The sequence below is a fragment of the uncultured Litoreibacter sp. genome (assembly GCF_947487515.1).
GTDB lineage: Bacteria > Pseudomonadota > Alphaproteobacteria > Rhodobacterales > Rhodobacteraceae > Litoreibacter.
In genome coordinates, this window is the sequence record NZ_CANKWO010000001.1 from 540,149 (window position 1) to 558,598 (window position 18,450).

The 18,450-nt window shown below is 58.5% G+C and carries 19 protein-coding genes and 1 riboswitch; of the genes, 11 read left to right on the forward strand and 8 right to left on the reverse strand.

Annotation, left to right across the window (positions count from 1 at the left end):
• Nucleotides 1-30: 30 nt before the first annotated feature.
• A complete protein-coding gene (locus Q0746_RS02595) occupies nt 31-897 on the reverse strand; it encodes a bifunctional 5,10-methylenetetrahydrofolate dehydrogenase/5,10-methenyltetrahydrofolate cyclohydrolase (protein WP_298256901.1) in 867 nt (288 codons plus the stop codon).
• A 181-nt stretch (nt 898-1,078) separates the two neighbouring features.
• Nucleotides 1,079-1,156, forward strand: a riboswitch (SAM riboswitch).
• Between the two features lie 56 nt (nt 1,157-1,212).
• On the opposite strand from Q0746_RS02595, the gene metZ reads away from it, so the two are divergent.
• The 7 genes from metZ to arsH all read left to right on the forward strand — a co-directional run bounded on the left by metZ (nt 1,213) and on the right by arsH (nt 6,878).
• A complete protein-coding gene (gene metZ / locus Q0746_RS02600; protein ID WP_298256903.1) occupies nt 1,213-2,394 on the forward strand; it encodes an O-succinylhomoserine sulfhydrylase in 1,182 nt (393 codons plus the stop codon).
• 92 nt (nt 2,395-2,486) lie between these two features.
• Complete coding sequence (folE2, locus tag Q0746_RS02605) at nt 2,487-3,587, forward strand: GTP cyclohydrolase FolE2 (RefSeq protein WP_298256905.1); 1,101 nt, start codon at nt 2,487-2,489, stop codon at nt 3,585-3,587.
• Nucleotides 3,584-4,264, forward strand: a complete 681-nt coding sequence (locus Q0746_RS02610) for an alpha/beta hydrolase (protein WP_298256907.1) — start codon at nt 3,584-3,586, stop codon at nt 4,262-4,264. Before folE2 ends, Q0746_RS02610 begins: the two co-directional genes overlap by 4 nt.
• A 42-nt stretch (nt 4,265-4,306) precedes the next feature.
• Nucleotides 4,307-4,639 (forward strand): helix-turn-helix domain-containing protein, encoded by a 333-nt coding sequence (locus Q0746_RS02615; RefSeq protein ID WP_298256909.1) that lies wholly within the window; start codon nt 4,307-4,309, stop codon nt 4,637-4,639.
• Between the two features lie 35 nt (nt 4,640-4,674).
• Entirely contained in the window at nt 4,675-5,742 is a 1,068-nt protein-coding gene (gene arsB, locus Q0746_RS02620; RefSeq protein ID WP_298256911.1) for an ACR3 family arsenite efflux transporter, read from the forward strand.
• Nucleotides 5,739-6,143, forward strand: a complete 405-nt coding sequence (gene arsC, locus Q0746_RS02625; RefSeq protein WP_298256913.1) for an arsenate reductase (glutaredoxin) — start codon at nt 5,739-5,741, stop codon at nt 6,141-6,143. Before arsB ends, arsC begins: the two co-directional genes overlap by 4 nt.
• 30 nt (nt 6,144-6,173) lie before the next feature.
• On the forward strand, nt 6,174-6,878 hold the full coding sequence (gene arsH, locus Q0746_RS02630) for an arsenical resistance protein ArsH (RefSeq protein ID WP_298256915.1): 705 nt from the start codon (nt 6,174-6,176) through the stop codon (nt 6,876-6,878).
• Here arsH and Q0746_RS02635 read toward each other — a convergent pair whose 3' ends face one another.
• Genes Q0746_RS02635 through ftsY form a run of 3 tightly spaced genes read right to left on the reverse strand, consistent with a single transcriptional unit; the run spans nt 6,879 to nt 9,981 of the window.
• Complete coding sequence (locus tag Q0746_RS02635) at nt 6,879-7,484, reverse strand: inner membrane-spanning protein YciB (protein WP_298256917.1); 606 nt, start codon at nt 7,482-7,484, stop codon at nt 6,879-6,881.
• Nucleotides 7,485-7,487: 3 nt separating this feature from the next.
• On the reverse strand, nt 7,488-8,393 hold the full coding sequence (locus Q0746_RS02640; protein ID WP_298256919.1) for an EamA family transporter: 906 nt from the start codon (nt 8,391-8,393) through the stop codon (nt 7,488-7,490).
• A 4-nt stretch (nt 8,394-8,397) separates the two neighbouring features.
• Nucleotides 8,398-9,981: a signal recognition particle-docking protein FtsY gene (gene ftsY, locus Q0746_RS02645; RefSeq protein WP_298256921.1), complete on the reverse strand. Its 1,584-nt coding sequence runs from the start codon at nt 9,979-9,981 to the stop codon at nt 8,398-8,400.
• Nucleotides 9,982-10,087: 106 nt separating this feature from the next.
• Between ftsY and Q0746_RS02650 the strand changes: the two genes are divergently transcribed.
• Nucleotides 10,088-10,960 (forward strand): lytic transglycosylase domain-containing protein, encoded by an 873-nt coding sequence (locus tag Q0746_RS02650; RefSeq protein WP_298256923.1) that lies wholly within the window; start codon nt 10,088-10,090, stop codon nt 10,958-10,960.
• 6 nt (nt 10,961-10,966) lie between these two features.
• On the opposite strand, the gene Q0746_RS02655 is transcribed toward Q0746_RS02650, so the two are convergent.
• Nucleotides 10,967-12,652 (reverse strand): NAD(P)H-dependent oxidoreductase subunit E, encoded by a 1,686-nt coding sequence (locus Q0746_RS02655; protein ID WP_298256925.1) that lies wholly within the window; start codon nt 12,650-12,652, stop codon nt 10,967-10,969.
• Between the two features lie 185 nt (nt 12,653-12,837).
• Between Q0746_RS02655 and Q0746_RS02660 the strand changes: the two genes are divergently transcribed.
• Complete coding sequence (locus Q0746_RS02660) at nt 12,838-13,881, forward strand: alkane 1-monooxygenase (RefSeq protein WP_298256927.1); 1,044 nt, start codon at nt 12,838-12,840, stop codon at nt 13,879-13,881.
• Between the two features lie 88 nt (nt 13,882-13,969).
• Entirely contained in the window at nt 13,970-14,320 is a 351-nt protein-coding gene (locus Q0746_RS02665) for a hypothetical protein (RefSeq protein ID WP_298256929.1), read from the forward strand.
• Nucleotides 14,321-14,390: 70 nt separating this feature from the next.
• On the opposite strand, the gene xseA is transcribed toward Q0746_RS02665, so the two are convergent.
• Complete coding sequence (gene xseA / locus Q0746_RS02670) at nt 14,391-15,941, reverse strand: exodeoxyribonuclease VII large subunit (protein ID WP_298256931.1); 1,551 nt, start codon at nt 15,939-15,941, stop codon at nt 14,391-14,393.
• Nucleotides 15,942-16,005: 64 nt separating this feature from the next.
• Here xseA and purD point away from each other — a divergent pair, with 64 nt between their 5' ends.
• The gene (gene purD / locus Q0746_RS02675) at nt 16,006-17,268 is read left to right on the forward strand and encodes a phosphoribosylamine--glycine ligase (protein ID WP_298256933.1); all 1,263 of its coding nucleotides are present in this window, start codon (nt 16,006-16,008) and stop codon (nt 17,266-17,268) included.
• Here the strand turns inward: purD and Q0746_RS02680 are convergent.
• The gene (locus Q0746_RS02680) at nt 17,265-18,020 is read right to left on the reverse strand and encodes a VCBS repeat-containing protein (protein WP_363322727.1); all 756 of its coding nucleotides are present in this window, start codon (nt 18,018-18,020) and stop codon (nt 17,265-17,267) included. The two genes, purD and Q0746_RS02680, sit on opposite strands and share 4 nt — an antisense overlap.
• Nucleotides 18,017-18,340, reverse strand: a complete 324-nt coding sequence (locus Q0746_RS02685; RefSeq protein ID WP_298256935.1) for a 2Fe-2S iron-sulfur cluster-binding protein — start codon at nt 18,338-18,340, stop codon at nt 18,017-18,019. Before Q0746_RS02685 ends, Q0746_RS02680 begins: the two co-directional genes overlap by 4 nt.
• Between the last annotated feature and the right edge of the window lie 110 nt (nt 18,341-18,450).

Sequence of the window (18,450 nt, forward strand, 5' to 3'; positions counted from 1 at the left end):
AGTGTCAAGCTTAAGAAGCCGCCGTTTGCCCTATAGCCAACCAGCTGCAAGCTGCCGCTGATGCGCGACCATAGCATTGCGCATCAAGATCGCGACGGTGACCGGACCTACCCCGCCGGGCACGGGGCTGACCCATCCCGCCACTTCCTTCACCGCGTCCGTGTCGACGTCCCCCACGATTTTCGGGCCATCGGCGGTCTCTATCTGATTGATGCCGATGTCGATCACCGCAGCCCCGGGTTTGATCATGTCCGGACCGACAAGATGGGCTTTCCCCACGGCCACAACAACCACATCGGCTCGGCGAGAATGCATGGCGACCGAGCGCGTCATATGATGGCACACCGTCACGGTGCAGCCTTCGGCCATAAGCATCATCGCCGCAGGCTTTCCGACGATCTCCGAATGGCCGATCATCACCACTTCCAGCCCTTGCAGCGTCAGGCCGGTTTCCTTGACCAACTCGACGCTGGCGGCGGCGGTACACGGGGCAAGGGTCACGTCAGAATAGACAATATTCCCGATCGACGCGGGGTTCATTCCCTCGACGTCTTTCAGCGGATGAATGGCGGACTGCAACGAACGCACATGGATGTGCTCTGGCAACGGACGTTGCAGGATAATGCCTAGAATACTGGGGTCGTCGTTCATCGCCAAGATGCGTTGTTTGCACTCGTTTTGCGAGATGTCAGCGGGCCAGCGCAGTTGCTCGAACGGCAGACCTGCTTGCTCGGCCCCGCGCGCCTGATTGCGCACATATACGTCGGCCTCGGGCGTGTCCCCCACCAAAACAGACACCAAACGGGGCATGTCAGCGACCTTGGAGGTGTAGTCCTTCACCTCCTGGATGATGCGCTTTTTGACAGGGAGCCCATTGATCAGCCGATTGTCTTTCATAATCCGTAATACCTTATATCCGTTGTGGTCACATGAAGGAGAAACGAACGGCATTTGCAAGGCCCTCGAGGCATGGATTTGACGCGGAATGCCACTAACTTTGTCGCCTATACGAAACTGCCGTCACGGCCCTGCATTTGGCCCGACGCGACGGTATTGACCCTGATCGCACACAGGCGTATCTAAATCTTGTGGCGATTTGTTACCGGATTGCGGGCCACGTTAAATATGCTGCTAAAGAGGATGGATAGCGTTGAGCCTCCCCCTTTTCCCGGTGGAGGCTTTTTATTTGGGCGATGCCCAACAGAGGATGACATGACAAAAGACTGGTCCCCCCGCACCAAATCCGTCCACAGCGGCTCTCGCCGTTCGCAATATGGCGAAATGTCCGAGGCGATATTCCTGACCCAAGGATTCGTCTATGACACCCCCGAGCAGGCCGAGGCCCGCTTTATCGAATCCGGCGCGGATGAGTTTATATATGCCCGCTACGGCAACCCCACCGTGCGCATGTTCGAAGACCGCATCGCGGACATGGAGGGCACCGAAGACGCCTTCGCCACCGCATCCGGAATGGCCGCCGTTAGCGGTGCGCTGATTTCCCTGTTGAAGGCTGGCGATCATGTCGTCTCTGCCAAGGCCCTCTTTGGGTCCTGCCTCTATGTTTTGGAAGAAATCTTGGGGCGGTTTGGCGTTGAGGTCACCTTCGTGGATGGGACAGACCTATCCGCATGGGAGGCCGCCGTGCGAGACGACACCAAGGTCGTCTTCCTAGAAACCGTCTCCAATCCGACTTTGGAGGTCATTGACCTGAAAGGCGTCGCAAAAATCGCCCATGCCAAAGGGGCGACCGTTGTGGTCGACAATGTTTTTGCGACCCCTGCGTTTTCAAAGGCTGTGGATTTGGGCGCAGATGTCATCGTTTATTCCGCCACCAAGCATATCGACGGCCAAGGCCGCTGTCTGGGGGGCGTGATCTGCGGCACACAGGATTTCATTCGAAAAACGGCTGAGCCATATCTCAAACACACCGGCGGGTCTTTGTCTCCGTTCAACGCTTGGGTCATGCTGAAGGGCTTGGAAACCATCCATCTGCGTTGCAATGCGCAGGCGGAAAGCGCCCTGTTCATCGCCCAAGCCCTCGAAGGCCACAACAAGCTGGATCGCACGCTGTATCCATACCTTAACTCTCACCCGCAACAGTCTATTGCAAAAGAACAAATGGGCGCCGGAGGCACCGTTATCTCGCTGGACCTTCAAGGTGGCAAAGAGGCGGCATTCAAGTTCCTGAACGCGTTGGATATCATCTTGATCTCAAACAACTTGGGAGATTCCAAAAGCATCGTGACCCATCCGGCGACGACAACGCATCAGCGGCTCAGCGACGCTCAAAAAGTCGATCTGGGCATCACGGAAGGCCTTGTGCGGATCTCCGTGGGGCTGGAGGACAAGACCGATTTGCTGAATGACATCCGCACCGCCCTAGACGCGGTCTAGGACGAATTGGTCGGTTTTTCTTTGTAACGCTTGGCTGCGCCCCCATATAAAGGGGCGCAAACTGCCGCTGCATCCCAAGGGAAGGAAGCCCGATGAATGTCCATACGCCTGAGCCAGACGAGCCAACCCGCGCAGAGGCCGAAGCCGCCCTTGCGGTGTTGCGCCAATGGGCGGGGAGTGCGGATCCGATTGAGGTAGCCGCGCTAGATCCGCTGGTCTCGCGCCTGATCCCCGGTGCGGAACTGGCCAATTACCCTGCCCTTGCCCGCGCTTACCCCGAAGATTTCGCCGTCGATGACGCCTATAAGGCGTCCATGCCCGACCTGCAAAATGGGCCGTCCTCGCTGATCCGCGGGTCCAAGCAGCATATCCAGCATGTTGGCATCTCTAACTTCCGCCTGCCTATCCGCCTGCGAAGCCGCGACGCCGACGATCTGACCCTTGAGACCTCCGTCACTGGCACCGTGTCCTTGGAGGCCGAGAAGAAGGGCATCAACATGTCGCGCATCATGCGCAGCTTTTATCGCCACGCCGAACAGACCTTCAGCTTTGAGGTCATCGAAGAGACGCTGGATTCCTACAAGACCGATTTGGAAAGCTTCGATGCGCGCATCCAGATGCGGTTCTCCTTCCCCGTGAAGATTGACAGCCTTCGCTCAGGCCTCAGCGGCTACCAGTATTACGACATCGCGCTTGAGGTCGTTGACACTGCCGGCACGCGCAAGAAAATTCTGCATCTGGATTATGTCTACTCGTCCACCTGCCCTTGCTCGCTGGAACTGTCCGAACATGCCCGCCAGTTTCGCGGCCAGCTGGCGACACCGCATTCTCAGCGCTCTGTCGCGCGGATTTCGATGGAGGTCGATAGCTCCGCAGATTGCCTGTGGTTTGAGGACGCGATTGACCTGTGCCGTGCCGCGGTGCCCACCGAGACCCAAGTCATGGTCAAACGGGAGGACGAGCAGGCCTTTGCCGAGCTCAACGCCGCCAACCCGATCTTTGTCGAAGACGCCGCACGGTCGTTTTGCGAGCAGCTGAAAGCAGACCCGCGGATCAAGGACTTCCGCGTCGTCGCGTCCCATCAGGAAAGCCTGCACAGCCATGACGCCGTATCTGTGATGACCGAAGGGGCCACTTTTGCAGCCGACAGTTTGGACCCCAAGCTGTTCAACACCTTGTTCCATGTAGGGTGAATATTGTCATCCTGCCTGGGCTGGACGGGACCGGCGCACTGGTCTCACAGCTTCAAGATTTGCTCGCGGTCGAACATAGTGTCACGGCGGTTCACTACCCTGCCGAGCTGTCCAGATATGATGACATCAAATCATGGCTGCAGTCCGCTTTACCCCAAACAGATTACATCCTCGTCGCGGAATCCTTTTCCGGACCGCTTGCCGTCATGATCGGGGCCAGTTGCCCGCGCCAGCTCAAGGGGATAGTTTTCGTAGCCAGCTTCGCCCGCTCTCCTCGCCGTTTGCCGGCAATATCTGCGTCCCTGCTGCGCTTCCTGCCGGTTAAATCGCGGGTGTTTACGGGGTTGGCGCAGCCGGTGTTGATGGGGAAATGGTCCTCCGCTGCATTCACCCGAAGCTTCACGAAATCGCTGCGCATAGTTCCCTTGGCCACATTGTCAGCACGGCTTCGGGAGGTTTTGCGCGTTGATGTCACAGATAAAATCGCACAGATCAAAGCGCCATACACCTACCTGCAAGCCACGCATGACCGATTGGTTCCGGCAAAAATCTCTAACGATTTCAACACCGGTGCCGGAAAGGTCACTCTTGTGGCCGGTCCACATTTCTTGCTGCAAGCAAACCCCGAAGACACCGCGAAACACATTTTGGCCTTCGCAGCGCAGCAACATCGTTGAAGGTGATTGACTTCCATCCATCATATCCATAATTCATGATATATGGATAAAAATGACGCCCTCGACGCCTTTGCCGCCCTCAGCCAATCCACACGACTGGATGTCTTTCGCCTGTTGATCAAAGCAGGGGCAGAAGGCATGTCCGCTGGGGACATCGGACAGGCCCTAGATGTGCGTCAAAACACCATGTCCAACAATCTATCGATCCTGACCCGCGCTGGCCTGATCAAAGGCGCGCGCAGTGGACGTAGCATCACCTACCATGCCGACATGGACGGAATGCGCGGCTTGTTGGCGTTTTTGATGGAAGATTGTTGCGGCGGGCGTGCCGAGCTGTGCCAACCCGTCATCGAAGAAATCGCCTGTGCCTGCTAAGGCCTTCCCCTCCCCACTCGATCCAAAGGTTTATCATGACTGACACCCCTTCACCGGCCGCAGCAGGCCTTGGCACCTTCGAGCGCTGGCTCTCGGTTTGGGTCGCCCTTGCCATCGGAGCAGGCCTTCTGCTGGGCAATCTGTTTCCGGGTCTCTTCTCTGCGCTTGCGGGGCTTGAAATCGCTTCGGTCAACCTGCCGGTGGCGGTGCTGATCTGGGCTATGGTTTACCCGATGATGGTCGGGGTGGACTTCGGCGCGGTCAAGCAGGTGGGGGACAAGCCCAAAGGGTTGGTCATCACCTTGGTCGTGAACTGGCTTGTGAAGCCTTTCACCATGGCCGCCTTGGGGGTGTTGTTCTTTGAGTATTTGTTCGCAGGACTGATCCCCCCCGACGATGCCCAAGCCTATCTGGCTGGGGTGATCCTGTTGGGCGCGGCCCCTTGTACGGCGATGGTATTTGTGTGGTCCAACCTGACCCGCGGGGATGCCACCTATACGCTGGTGCAGGTCAGCGTGAACGACGTGGTTATGATCTTTGCCTTCGCGCCCATCGTGGCATTCTTGCTGGGGGTGACGGATATTGTGGTGCCTTGGGACACGCTTCTTTTGTCGGTCGGCCTCTACGTGCTGCTGCCTTTGCTGGCAGGCTATCTGACCCGCAACGCTTTGATCCGCAAGAATGGCGCGGCAGCGGTGGACGACTTCAAATCGCGGGTGCAGCCTTTCTCGATCTTTGGGTTGTTGGTCACTGTGGTGCTGCTTTTTGGGTTCCAAGGCGAGGTCATTCTGGAGCGCCCCCTTGTCATTGCGTTGATCGCCATCCCCTTGCTGATCCAAACCTATGGTATCTTCTTTGTCGCCTATGGCGCGGCGCGGGTATGGGGCGTTCCCTTCAATGTGGCGGCCCCATGTGCGTTGATCGGCACCTCCAACTTCTTCGAGCTGGCGGTTGCGGTCGCCATTAGCCTCTTCGGTCTTGGTTCAGGGGCTGCCCTTGCCACGGTGGTAGGAGTGTTGGTGGAGGTGCCGGTAATGCTGTCACTGGTTGCCTTCGCAAACCGCACGCAACACTGGTTTCCAAAAGAGAAAGGCACATCATGAGTATCGTCATCCACCACAATCCGGCCTGCGGCACCTCGCGCAATGTTCTCGCAGTCCTTGAGGCCACGGGGGAGCCCCTGACCGTCGTGGAATACCTAGAGACGGGCTGGACACGCCCCCAGCTGCAAGCGCTGTTTGCCGCCGCCGGTCTTACGCCACGCGACGCGCTGCGCACCTCAAAGTCCCCAGCCGAAGAGTTGGGCTTGCTGGACCCTGCCGTCAGTGATGACGCCCTGCTGGATGCGATGCTCGAACACCCCGTCTTGGTGAACCGTCCTATCGTATGCACCCCCAAAGGCGTGCGCCTGTGCCGCCCAAGCGAGGCTGTGCTGGACCTTCTGGACAGCTACCCCGAAGGGCTGACCAAGGAAGACGGCTCTTTGATGTTAACCCCCTCTTAATCAGACGCCCTGACAAAACCGAGACACCTCATGACTGATACTCCGCAGATCGATGATGCGCATTTTCGTGTGCCCCTTCCCTTGGCCGCCGCACCCCCCAGCACCCACAAGCCAAGGATCGCCATGCTGTATGGCTCCTTGCGGGACCGCAGCTTCTCGCGGCTGATGACCGAGGAAGCCGCCCGCGTGCTGACCCGCATGGGCGCGGAGGTGCGCATCTTTGATCCGCGCGACCTGCCCCTGCCCGATAGCGAGGACGCAGATCATCCCAAGGTGGCCGAATTACGCGCGCTGGTGGCGTGGTCCGAGGGCATGGTCTGGTGCTCGCCGGAACGCCACGGCGCGATGACAGGCATCATGAAATCCCAGATCGACTGGATCCCCCTAAGCATGGGGGCCGTGCGCCCCAGCCAAGGAAAAACGCTGGCGGTGATGCAGGTAAACGGCGGTTCGCAATCCTTCAACACGGTCAACCAGCTGCGCATCTTGGGCCGCTGGATGCGGATGATCACGATTCCCAACCAGTCCTCGGTGGCCAAGGCATGGCAGGAATTCGACAACGACGACCGAATGAAGCCCTCACCCTTCTACGACCGGATGGTTGACGTGATGGAGGAGCTCATGCGCTTTACCCTGCTGACCCGCGACCTCAAACACGACCTTGTCGACCGCTACTCAGAGCGCAAAGAAAGCGGCGAGGAATTGATCAAGCGGGTGAATGCCAAGGCTGACTGACTAGGCGTCGGCCTCTGGATCGTCCGAGTATTTTTGCAGCATCCCCGCTTGCGACATGAAGAACGCAAACAAGGCGATGGGAAAGCCGAAGGTTTCGATTTTCACCCAAGCGTCTGTAGACATCAGTCGCCAAACCAACTCGTTCGCCACGGCCAAAGTGGCGAACATCGCGGCCAGTCGTTTGGTCAGGATCATCCAGCCCTCGGGCTTCAATGGAAGAAAATCGTCCAACACATATTCCAGCCATGACCGCTTCAGCAGCAAGCCAATCCCAAGGATCGAGGCGAACATGCCGTAAACGATCGTAGTCTTGATCTTGAAGAATTTCTCGTCGTTGAAATAGACCGTCAGACCGCCAAAGAAGATCACCATAAAGGCTGTGAGGATTTGCATGCGGCTAAGCTTGCCCGTCAACTTCCACAAGATACCCATCGATATCAGCAGCAGCGGCACGAATAATGCCGTCACCACGATGAAGCCGGAATATTCAGTGCCACCAATGGTGTACACCTCTTCTTTCATTTTCACATAGGCAATGAAGAACAACAGCACAGGGCCAAGTTCCAGCGCGGATTTCACGCCTTGAGAGATCGTCTTTTCTGCCATGTTCTAGCCTCCTGCTTCCACAATTACCGCGCCAAGCGCGATCAGCGCCATCAAGGTCAGGCGGCGCGGTCCGACCTTTTCGCCCAAAACCAACCAGCCAATCAAGGCCGCAAATACGGTCGAGGTCTCGCGCAATACCGCCGCCTCGCCGACGTTATCCAAACGCGTCGCCACCATGATCGACCCAAACGAGAAAAACGCCACGAATGCGCCAATCACCCCACGCCCCAACAATGGCGCCAGCGTTGGGCGGTTCGCCTTGCGCCACCATAAATAGGCGGCCACAGGAGGCATAAAAAACAGGCCATCTATGAAGAAAAACCATGCAAGAAAGGTAAACGGATCCGCCGTCGCGCGAATGCCGTAGGCGTCATAGGTCGTATAGGCGGCCACAAACAGCCCCGTCCCGACCGCCAGCCACAAGGCGGGCACCAGCGTGTCGCGGTTCACGGTAATGGTGCGCAAATTATATGCCGCCAGCCCGAAAATCCCCGCCAGCAAAGTGGCGACACCAAGCCATTGCACGATGCTAAACACCTCGCCAAACAAGAAATAGGCCCCGATGACCGTGAACAACGGACCAGTGCCGCGCACCACCGGATAGACGACTGTGTAGGCCCCCTTCGAGTAGGTGAAGCCCTGCATCAGCTTGTAGCCCACATGGATCACAAACACGGTCGCAAAGATCGGCCACATATGCGCCTCGGGCCACGGCACCACGAAAAGCGCAAAAGGCGCGGCCATCATGCCATAGCTGAAATCAATCGCCCCACGCGACAGCCACGGATCGTGGCGCCCCTTCTGCAAAGCCCCGAAAATCGCATGCAACAAAGCCGCCGCCAGTGCCAAGGCCAGCGCCAGCTGGTGCCCCGCCTCCGTGCCTTCCAGCGAGGTCAGCCATGCGCTCATACGGTCACTCGGTGGCTGCGCCGGTCAGGGCTTGGGCGAATTCCTCTGGGTCAAATGCATCCAGATCGTCGATTTGCTCTCCCACGCCGATCGCGTGAATGGGCAGGCCGAACTTATCCGCCAAAGCCACCAAAACGCCGCCCTTGGCCGTGCCATCAAGCTTGGTCATCACAAGGCCAGACACATCGCTGATCTGGCTGAACACGTCCACTTGGTTCAGCGCATTTTGCCCCGTCGTCGCATCCAGCACCAACAAGGTGTTATGCGGGGCTGTGTCGTCCTTCTTGCGGATGACGCGGACGATCTTGGCCAGCTCTTCCATCAGGTCGGACCGGTTTTGCAACCGCCCTGCGGTGTCGATCAGCAAGAGATCCGCGCCCTCTGCCTCGGCCTTCTCCATGGCCTCAAAGGCCAAGGACGCAGGGTCCGATCCTTCGGGGGCCGTCAACACCGGCACGCCCGCGCGGTCGCCCCATACTTGCAATTGTTCAACGGCGGCTGCACGGAAGGTGTCGCCCGCTGCGATCACAACCTTCTTGCCCGCATTGGAGAATTGCAGCGCCAGCTTGCCAATCGTCGTCGTTTTGCCCGAGCCATTGACCCCCACCACCAAAACCACCTGCGGGCGCTTCGGGTAGATCGGCATCGGCTTGGCCACCGGCTCCATGATTTTGGCGATTTCCGCTGCCAAAAGGTCTTTAATTTCTTGCGTGGACAGCTTCTTGCCAAAGCGGCCTTCGGCCATATTCGCGGTCACGCGCAAAGAGGTGTCGACCCCCATATCCGAGGCGATCAACAACTCTTCGAGCGCCTCTAGCATGTCGTCGTCCAATTCGCGACGCACGACGGTTTTCTCTTCCTTGCGCCCAAGCATCCGGCCAATCAGGCTTGGCTTCTTTTTCGGCGCGGCAGGCGCATCCGACCCCGCCAGAAGGGCTGCGGCCTCTGGGGCGTCGAGGGCGGCGGCCACATTCGCCTTGGCCTCTGCCAAGGCCTGTGCGGCGGCCTCTTCGGCGGCTTTTTCTTCACGTTCGGCTTTCTCTGCGGCGGCTTTGGCAGCTTGTTCCGCTTCCTCGGCTTCTTTTGCGGCTTGTTGCGCCGCACGCTCTGCGGCTTCTGCGGCGCGAGCCTCGGCTTCCAGCGCTTTTTGTTTCGCGGCTTCGGCCTCGGCAACTGCGGCTACGCGGGCCTCTTCGGCGGATTGCTGGTCGGCGGCAAGCTTTGCGGCGGCGGCCTCGGCGACTTTTGCGGCCAATGCCGCCGCTTCAACTTCGGCCAGACGCGCGGCCTCTGCTTCTGCGCGGGCTTGTTCTTCGGCGGCCAGTTTTTCCTGCGCCGCCAGTTTTTCCTGTGCAGCCAGTTTTTCTTGCGCAGCCTGGTCCTCGGCTGCAGCTAGGGCTGCAGCTTTGGCGGCGCGGGCTTCCTCCGCCAAGCGCGCTTCTTCGGCTATCCGCGCCTCTTCCTTCGCGGTCGTGTCAGCGACGACCTGTTCTTCGACGCCGCCATCTTCGACAATCGCATCCAGACCCTCTTCCAGCTTGGAAGAAGATTTGAAAAGTTTGTTCTTGAGCTTATTGAAAAAGGACATGGGGGTCTTCGAGGCCTTAAATGTTCCGACTTCTATCCACCTAACCTTTCACAGGCCCAGATGGAAGATGTGGCGCTCAATTGCCTGTCGGGTTAGGTCTGCGCCCATGAGATGGTTATTCGCCCTATTGCTGATGTCGGCCCCCGCTGTGGCCGCGCCCCCCGACCCGATGTGCACCACGGGGAAATGGGGGCATGTGCAATGCATTCGAGACGCGCATTTCGTTCATGACCTGTGCCAGTTGATCGAAACCACCTCCGCGACGCATGGGTTAAACCCGCATTTCTTCACGCGTCTGCTGTGGCAGGAAAGCCGGTTCAACCCCAATGCACTGTCGCATGCCAACGCCATGGGTATCGCGCAATTCATCCGCTCTACCGCGACCAAGCGCGGCCTCAAAGACCCGTTCAACCCTGCCGATGCGATTGATCACTCCGCTCAATATCTGGCGGAAATGGTTAAACGCTACGGGAACGAGGGCATGGCGGCGATCGGCTACAACGGCGGCGAGGCCCGCGCCGAAGGGTTTTTGCAAGGCAAGGGGCTGGCCTCGGAGACAGAAAACTACGTGCCGATCATCACCGGATTGGAGGCCGATGCTTGGCGCGATGGCAAACCTAAGACACATGATATGCACTTGTCGAAAACCGATAGCTTTCGCAACGCCTGCTATGCTTTGGCCAAGAAGCGACAGCTCACACCATTGCGAAAAGTGCCGCGCTACAAACCTTGGGGGGTGCAAATGGCGGCGGACCGGACCAAATCCGGCGCCCGCAGGCAATTTAAGCTGCGCACGGCCAACTGCCGCGCAACTGTTGCAAACGAAAAACTGGATGTGATTTACAAGAAACACCGCGTGGCAAAGCTAAAGGGTTGGTACATGGCCCGCATCAGTCGCAACAGCCGAAAATCGGCGCAATCTTTGTGCAATAAACTGCGCAAAAGCGGATGCTCTTGCGCAGTTTATAAGAATAATTAGAGCAGCTTACACTTCGTCTTTGAAGTGCTTCATCACCATGCGGATCGGGTTCGGCGCGGCCTGACCCAAACCACAAATTGAGGCGTCGCCCATCGCTGTGCACAGCTCTTCCAGCAGGGGTTGATCCCAGCTATCGCGCTCCATCAGCTTCACCGCTTTCTCGCACCCGACGCGACACGGGGTGCATTGGCCGCATGATTCATCCTCAAAGAAACGCAGCATATTCAGCGCGGCCTCTTTGGCGGAATCCTGATCCGACAGGACAACCACAGCCGCCGAGCCGATGAAGGTGCCCAAAGGTTGCAACGTGTCAAAATCCAGCGGCACATCATTGATATGCGCAGGCAGCAAGCCGGATGACGGGCCGCCCGGCTGGTAGGCCTTGAACACATGCCCCTCCAGCATCCCGCCAGCGGCGTCGATGATATCGGTGATGGTTGACCCCGCGGGCAGCAAATGCACGCCTGGCTTGGCAACACGCCCAGACACCGAATAGCTGCGCAACCCTGTGCGGCCATTCTTTTCGGTGGCGTTCAGAACATCCGGCCCTTCACGGCAGATGCGCGCAATCCAATGCAATGTTTCGACGTTATGCACCAATGTCGGCTGCCCAAATAGCCCGACCTGCGCCACATAGGGCGGACGGTGACGCGGCAACCCGCGCTTGCCTTCGATCGATTCGATCATCGCGCTTTCTTCACCGCAGATATATGCCCCCGCCCCGCGACGCAGCTCGATATAGCCTTCGGGCGCCAAACCTGCCGCCTCAATAGCTGCAATTTCGCGACACAGAATTTCCAGAACCGCCGGATATTCATCACGCATATAGATGTAGCAGCGATCCGCCTCCACAGCCCAAGCGGCGATCAACATACCCTCAAGGAAAAGATGCGGGGTGCGTTCTAGGTAGTAGCGGTCTTTGAATGTACCAGGCTCGCCTTCGTCGCCATTGACGGCCAAATAACGTGGACCGGCATTGCCGCGCACAAAGCCCCATTTGGTGCCAGACGGGAAGCCCGCGCCCCCGAGCCCGCGCAAACCGGATTCTTTGAGCAACGTCTGCACGTCTTCCCAATTTCCCCCGCTTCGAATCGTCAACAAAGCCGCGTAACCGCCTGTTTTGTTGTAATCTTCAAAGGTTTCATAATCAGGAATTTTGGCGTGCGTATCATCTGCGGCAATCGCCGATTCGACCTTGGCGACCGTCGCATGATCCACATGATTATGCCCCAGCTCAAGCACCGGCGCGGTGTCACAACGCCCCATGCAAGGCGCGCGCAACACCCGTACCTGTGTGGCATCCATCCCGTCTTCCAGCGCGGCCTTCAACGCCTGCGCCCCTGCCAATTCGCACGATAGTGAGTCGCACACACGGATCGTCAACGCAGGCGGCGGGGTCTCTTCCTCTTTGACCACATCGAAATGGGCATAGAAGCTAGCGACCTCGTAGACTTCGGCCATGGACAGGCGCATTTCTTCGGCCAGCGCACGCAGATTGGCGGCGGACAAATGGCCGAATTCGTCTTGTATGAGATGCAGAAATTCAATCAACAGATCACGGCGACGTGGCCGATCCCCCAGCAGCGACTGCACCACAGCCAAAGCATCGTCTTCATATTGACGGCCTTTGGTGAACTTTCGTCCCCGCCCCTTGCCCGATTTCCAAACGCCTTTGCGTTCATCTAGCGCCATGATGCTCTCCCGATCTTGCTTGTGGAGAACCTATGCCGAGACGCGTCGTCAAGAATACGCAAAAACGACCTCAATGAGCGTTCCTGCGCAGCCTGAGCCGGATTTATTTACAGCTCTTCCATGATTTGGGCACATTCGTATTATTTAGGAAACATCACAGCTCTACCGATTTGGAATAAACACCGATGCCCCGTTCTTTTCTCGCCTTCACCCTTGCCACATTGCTGCCTCTTCCCTTCTTGATTGCAGGTGCGTTTTTCGGGGGGTGGGCCGTGTGGATCGCGTTGTTCTACATCACCTTGTTTGTCGCTGGCGTGGATGAATTCATCCCCGCCTTGACCCGTGACGGTGAGGCGGCAGAGGACGAAGAGGCTGATCTGTTGTCCTTAATGCTTGTGGGCATTCACTTCTTTTTGCTGATTTTGATGGTTTGGGCCTTGTCGGGTCACGGCCCGCGTTTGTTTTGGATAGAAGCGGTAGGCTTATTCGTGGCCACTGGATTGTTCATGGGACAAGTCAGCAATTCCAACGCTCATGAATTGATCCACAGGAATGCCCGCGGTCTGCGTCGGGCGGGCAAATGGGTTTATATTTCGCTGTTGTTCGGACACCATGTATCGGCGCATCCGCTGGTGCATCACACTCATGTGGGCACGCCAAACGACCCAAACACCTCGCGCCTGAACGAGAGTATCTACCGCTTTATGCAACGTGCGTGGGTGGGGAGTTTCAAGGCAGGGCTCAGCGCTGAAGAAAAACGCTTGGCGCCTCTTGGCATTGGCCGGTGGGACATGAAAAACCCCTATTTTCTCTATGTCAGCGGAGCCGTGCTGATGCTGCTGCTTGCCCTGTTCATTGCGGGGCCATACGGCGTGTTGATCTATGTGCTCTTGGCCATTTTTGCGCAGACGCAACTGATGTTGTCGGACTATGTGCAGCATTACGGGCTGGAGCGCGCGCAGCTAGCAGATGGAACATATGAGCCCGTAGGCGTCCAGCATTCTTGGAACGCGCCGCATTGGTTGTCCTCCCTTTGGATGCTGAATGCCCCGCGCCATTCCGATCACCATGCGCATCCGTCCAAGCATTTCACGAACCTAGAGATCCCCGCACGCGGGGAGGCCCCCATGCTGCCGCATTCCTTGCCCGTTATGGCGTGTATCGCGCTTTACCCAAAGCTGTGGAAAAAGGTGATGAACCCGCATGCGCAGGCGTGGAGGGTGGCTTGACCCGTCGCCGCTTTGCACCCATTTTGGGCCAATGAAATATCTTGCCCTCCTTATCTGCCTTGCACTTCCCGCCCATGCGGAAACCCCGATGACAGCGGCCCAATTCGAGGCTTTTACCAAAGGGTCGACCATATTTTTCAACCGCCACGGTGCGCCCTATGGCGCGGAGCAATATCTCGAAGATCGCAAGGTCATCTGGAGCTTCCTTGACGGTAGATGCCAGCGCGGTTCTTGGAGCGCGAAGAGCGACCAGATTTGCTTCCTATATGACGGCCAACCCAGCCCTTTGTGCTGGTATTTCTTCGATGACAACGGCCGCCAATCCGCGCGGGTTGTCGGGGATGTTCCTGAAAACGATCTGGTTGCGGCGGGAAAAAGCAAAAGCCCCCTCGCCTGCCCGGGACCTGAAGTGGGCGTCAGCTATCGGGTGATTGAATGAGAACGCGCCAGCTGGGGACTTCCGCTCGTGCGGCATTCTGCAGGTAGGGTCCACAAGTAGGGATAGAAGGTTAATCGTCAAACAGGCTGGCTTGGCCTGATTTCGGCGGCTTTGGCTTGGGGGCGGGTTTTGCGGCCGCGCCGACAGGGATACGGGCATCTTTGAACTGAACCTCCAAGGCGGCGGCTTTCTTGGCGGCCTTGCTGTCAGTGACGACCTTATCGCCATCCCAAACCACCGCATACCCTCGCTGCAAGGTCGCTTGATATCCCAGCGTTTCGCGCAAACGGTCCAGCTTTTCCATGTTCGAACGCCAGTTGAGCACCTGCCCCTGTCCGGCTTGCGATGCTGCACGGGTGGCCCGTGCAAGACGGTCGCGTTGTAGGGTTAGGTCGCGGCTAAGCCCGTTGGGGCTTAATCCGGCGGCCACGCGGTCAAACTGCGCACGGGATCGTTCTGCCCGACGGTCCAACGCCACTGCCAGCTTGTCGCTTGCTTGGTTTAGACGGGCTTTCATCCGGTCGGTTTGACGCGCAAGGATTGAAGGGCGCAGCGGTGAGACGGCTTTTTCAAACGCCAGCCGTTTTGCCGCGGCCCCTGCCTTAAGCGACGCGTCCAAACGCCCGCCTGCAATATCGAAACGTTGACGCGCCACTTGCGTCAATTCCTCGCGACGGGGCAACGCGCGTGACACATCGGCCAAGCGCTGCTTGCGGGCGCCAACCATACCGGTGAGGGCTTGCGCCATACGCGCCCCATAGCTGTCGACCGCCGCCAGCAGTTCCAACCTTACGGGCACCGCATGCTCTGCCGCCGCCGTCGGCGTGGGCGCGCGCAAATCGGATACATAGTCAATCAACGTGGTGTCGGTTTCATGCCCCACCGCCGAGATCAGCGGAATGTCCGAGGCCGCCGCCGCACGGGCCACCGCTTCCTCGTTAAACCCCCATAGATCTTCAATCGAGCCGCCGCCGCGTGCAACGATGATCAGGTCGGGACGCGGAAGGGCCCCGCCTGACGTCAGCGCGTTGAAGCCGTTGATTGCAGCAGTCACTTGTGGCGCACAAGCCTCGCCTTGCACGGCCACCGGCCAAATCAAGACCTTGCGCGGGAAACGGTCGCGCAAGCGGTGCAAAATATCGCGAATAACCGCGCCTTGCGGCGAAGTCACAACGCCGATGATCTCTGGCAAATACGGAATGCGCTTCTTGCGCGATGCGTCGAACAGCCCCTCGCTTTCCAACAGAGCCTTGCGCTTTTCCAGCATGGCCATCAGCGCGCCGACACCTGCGGGGCGGATTTCTTCGATCACCATTTGGTATTTTGATTGTCCGGGGAAGGTGGTCAGCTTGCCGATGGCTACGACCTCCATCCCCTCCTCGGGCCGAATGGCCATTTTGGCGGCCTGCCCTTTCCAGATGATCGAGGCCAGCACCGCACGGTCATCTTTGAGGTCCAGATACACATGGCCGGATCGCGCAATCATCACGCGGCCAACCTCGCCTTTGATGCGCACGCGACCAAATTGCCCCTCGATGGTACGCTTCACCGCACCCGCAATTTCGGTGACTGTAAATTCCGGCTCGTTGCGGCCCGGTTGATCGTCTTCGAGAAGGTCCATGTCGTAGCTCTTGTGATGCCTGCCCGCGCAGCTTAGAACGCCCGAAACCAGAGGGGAAGCGACGATGAACATTTTGATCCTTGGAAGCGGCGGACGTGAACACGCTTTGGCATGGGCCGTGAAGCAAAATCCGAAATGTGATCGCCTGATCGTGGCCCCAGGAAACGCGGGCATCGCCGGCGTGGCAGAATGTGCCGCACTCAACATCATGAGCCCTGATGCTGTCGTCGACTTTGCCCAAAGCCAGTCGATTGATTTCGTCATCATCGGGCCGGAAGACCCGTTGGCCGCGGGCGTTGCGGACGCCCTGCGCTCTGCGGGCATCTTGTGCTTTGGCCCTTCGGCGGCTGCAGCACGGTTGGAGGCCTCCAAAAGCTTCACCAAGGAAATCTGCGACGCGGCCAATGCACCCACCGCAGGTTACGCGCATTTCACCGATCTTGAAGCCGCAAAGGCCTATGTTAAGGAGCAAGGCGCGCCGATTGTGATCAAGGCTGACGGTCTGGCCGCGGGGAAAGGCGTCGTTGTGGCAATGGAGCTGCAAGAGGCCCTAGACGCTTTGGATGACATGCTTGGCGGCGCATTTGGTGCGGCAGGTGCAGAAGTGGTGATCGAAGAGTTCATGGAAGGCGAGGAAGCCTCCTACTTCATCCTGTCAGACGGCAAGACCGTTTTGCCGATTGGCACCGCCCAAGACCACAAGCGCGCCTATGACGGCGACAAAGGCCCCAACACCGGCGGCATGGGGGCCTATTCCCCTGCCCCTGTTTTGTCGGACGACATCGCAGCCAAAGCCATCAAGGAAATCGTGCAGCCCACCATCGACGAGATGGCAAAACGCGGCACCCCCTATCAAGGTGTGCTTTACGCGGGCTTTATGATCAAAGACGGGCAGCCACGGCTGGTCGAATACAATTGCCGCTTTGGCGACCCTGAGTGTCAGGTGTTGATGATCCGTCTGGGTGCGCAAGCCCTCGACCTGATGCTCGCCTGTGCCGAAGAACGTTTGGCAGACGTGAGTGTCAACTGGGCGGATGACCATGCCATCACGATTGTGATGGCGTCAAACGGGTATCCGGCTGCATATGAAAAGGGTTCCGTCATTCGTGGGCTTGAAGCCCTACCCGAAGACAGCGCCAATATGGTGTTTCACGCCGGAACCAAAGCAGAAGGCGCGACGATCACCGCCGTCGGCGGACGCGTGCTCAGCGTCACTGCGCGCGGGGCGTCCCTGTCGGAAGCCCGCGACCGTGCCTATGCAATGGTGTCAGATATCGACTGGCCGGAAGGCTTTAACCGTTCAGACATTGGCTGGCGCGCGCTTTAGCGGCACTCAAGGGCCGCGTTCAAAGAGGCGCGGCCTTTATGTGGACCGACATCCCGCATCACCAATTTACCGTCCTCAAGGCGGGTCGCGATCACGCGGCTCCAGTTTGCCGAAGCGGTAATCAGCTCTTTGGTGTCATCGCAAATGCGCAGCCCGCCGCCTATGTCGACCTCGCCAATGCGGTGATTGGTCAAGCCTGCCTGATCCACCACATGCTCAAGCGCACCGTCGCGGTAGCGCCAAATGCGTAGGGTCTTGGCCAAATGCGGGCGATCGATATAGGCCAGCTCCACCAAGCCGTCGCCATCCAGATCAGCGACGCCAATCGGGGCCAGCCAACGGTTGGACCGCCCGATGTGAGGGGTCGAGGCAATTTTGCCGGTTTCATCATACACCGCCAACTGGGCGCCGGTGTGAACCTGAGTTTCAACCACCACCACTTCAGGCTGACCGTCCCCGTCAACGTCGGCCAAACGCGGGGCCACGTCCTCAAAGACGCGGTCCTTTGGCAGCTTGATTCTCACCTTGGTTTTATGCGCCCAATCCTCCACCACAAGCTCAAGCGTGCCCCACTCAATGGCATCCCCTAGGATACCATGGGCGTAGCGGGAGGTGGGGTCAGCGTAATGTGCCTCGACAATTGTGTCGGCGAGCGCGGCGGCCGTCCCGCCTGCAATCAAGCACGCGGCCAGCCCTGCGCGGCGCATGAAACCGCGCAGACTGCGCGACGCGAGACGCCGCGCCCTGATCAAATCTGCTTCTCTGGCATGCGAACGACAAGGCCATCCAGCGCATCAGTGACCTTCAACTGGCACGTCAGGCGCGATTTTTCGGCGTCTGGCTCATAGGCGAAATCCAACATGTCTTCTTCCATCGCCTCTTTCGCTGGAACCTTGGCCACCCAAGCCTCATCCACGTAAACGTGACAGGTCGAGCATGCACATGCGCCACCGCAGTCGGCCTCGATGCCGGGGATATTGTTGTCGCGCGCGCCTTCCATAACGGTCAAACCGTTGGCAACGTCTACAACATGCTCTTTGCCGCTGTGCTCGATATAAGTGATTTTGGCCATCTCTGGGCATCCCTGTCTTAGCAATTGGTCTAAAACGCATGTAGTGCAAGCCGTCCGCTTTTGCCAGCCCCTTTGGCTGTTGGTCGTGCTGCGCGAATGCCGCACTCGCA

Coding starts and splice junctions, on each gene's coding strand:
- Q0746_RS02595 (WP_298256901.1), bottom strand. CDS start 897: ATGAAAGACAATCGGCTGATCAATGGGCTCCCTGTCAAAAAGCGCATC.
- metZ (WP_298256903.1), top strand. CDS start 1,213: ATGACAAAAGACTGGTCCCCCCGCACCAAATCCGTCCACAGCGGCTCT.
- folE2 (WP_298256905.1), top strand. CDS start 2,487: ATGAATGTCCATACGCCTGAGCCAGACGAGCCAACCCGCGCAGAGGCC.
- Q0746_RS02615 (WP_298256909.1), top strand. CDS start 4,307: ATGGATAAAAATGACGCCCTCGACGCCTTTGCCGCCCTCAGCCAATCC.
- arsB (WP_298256911.1), top strand. CDS start 4,675: ATGACTGACACCCCTTCACCGGCCGCAGCAGGCCTTGGCACCTTCGAG.
- arsC (WP_298256913.1), top strand. CDS start 5,739: ATGAGTATCGTCATCCACCACAATCCGGCCTGCGGCACCTCGCGCAAT.
- arsH (WP_298256915.1), top strand. CDS start 6,174: ATGACTGATACTCCGCAGATCGATGATGCGCATTTTCGTGTGCCCCTT.
- Q0746_RS02635 (WP_298256917.1), bottom strand. CDS start 7,484: ATGGCAGAAAAGACGATCTCTCAAGGCGTGAAATCCGCGCTGGAACTT.
- Q0746_RS02640 (WP_298256919.1), bottom strand. CDS start 8,393: ATGAGCGCATGGCTGACCTCGCTGGAAGGCACGGAGGCGGGGCACCAG.
- ftsY (WP_298256921.1), bottom strand. CDS start 9,981: ATGTCCTTTTTCAATAAGCTCAAGAACAAACTTTTCAAATCTTCTTCC.
- Q0746_RS02650 (WP_298256923.1), top strand. CDS start 10,088: ATGAGATGGTTATTCGCCCTATTGCTGATGTCGGCCCCCGCTGTGGCC.
- Q0746_RS02655 (WP_298256925.1), bottom strand. CDS start 12,652: ATGGCGCTAGATGAACGCAAAGGCGTTTGGAAATCGGGCAAGGGGCGG.
- Q0746_RS02660 (WP_298256927.1), top strand. CDS start 12,838: ATGCCCCGTTCTTTTCTCGCCTTCACCCTTGCCACATTGCTGCCTCTT.
- Q0746_RS02665 (WP_298256929.1), top strand. CDS start 13,970: ATGACAGCGGCCCAATTCGAGGCTTTTACCAAAGGGTCGACCATATTT.
- xseA (WP_298256931.1), bottom strand. CDS start 15,941: ATGGACCTTCTCGAAGACGATCAACCGGGCCGCAACGAGCCGGAATTT.
- purD (WP_298256933.1), top strand. CDS start 16,006: ATGAACATTTTGATCCTTGGAAGCGGCGGACGTGAACACGCTTTGGCA.
- Q0746_RS02685 (WP_298256935.1), bottom strand. CDS start 18,340: ATGGCCAAAATCACTTATATCGAGCACAGCGGCAAAGAGCATGTTGTA.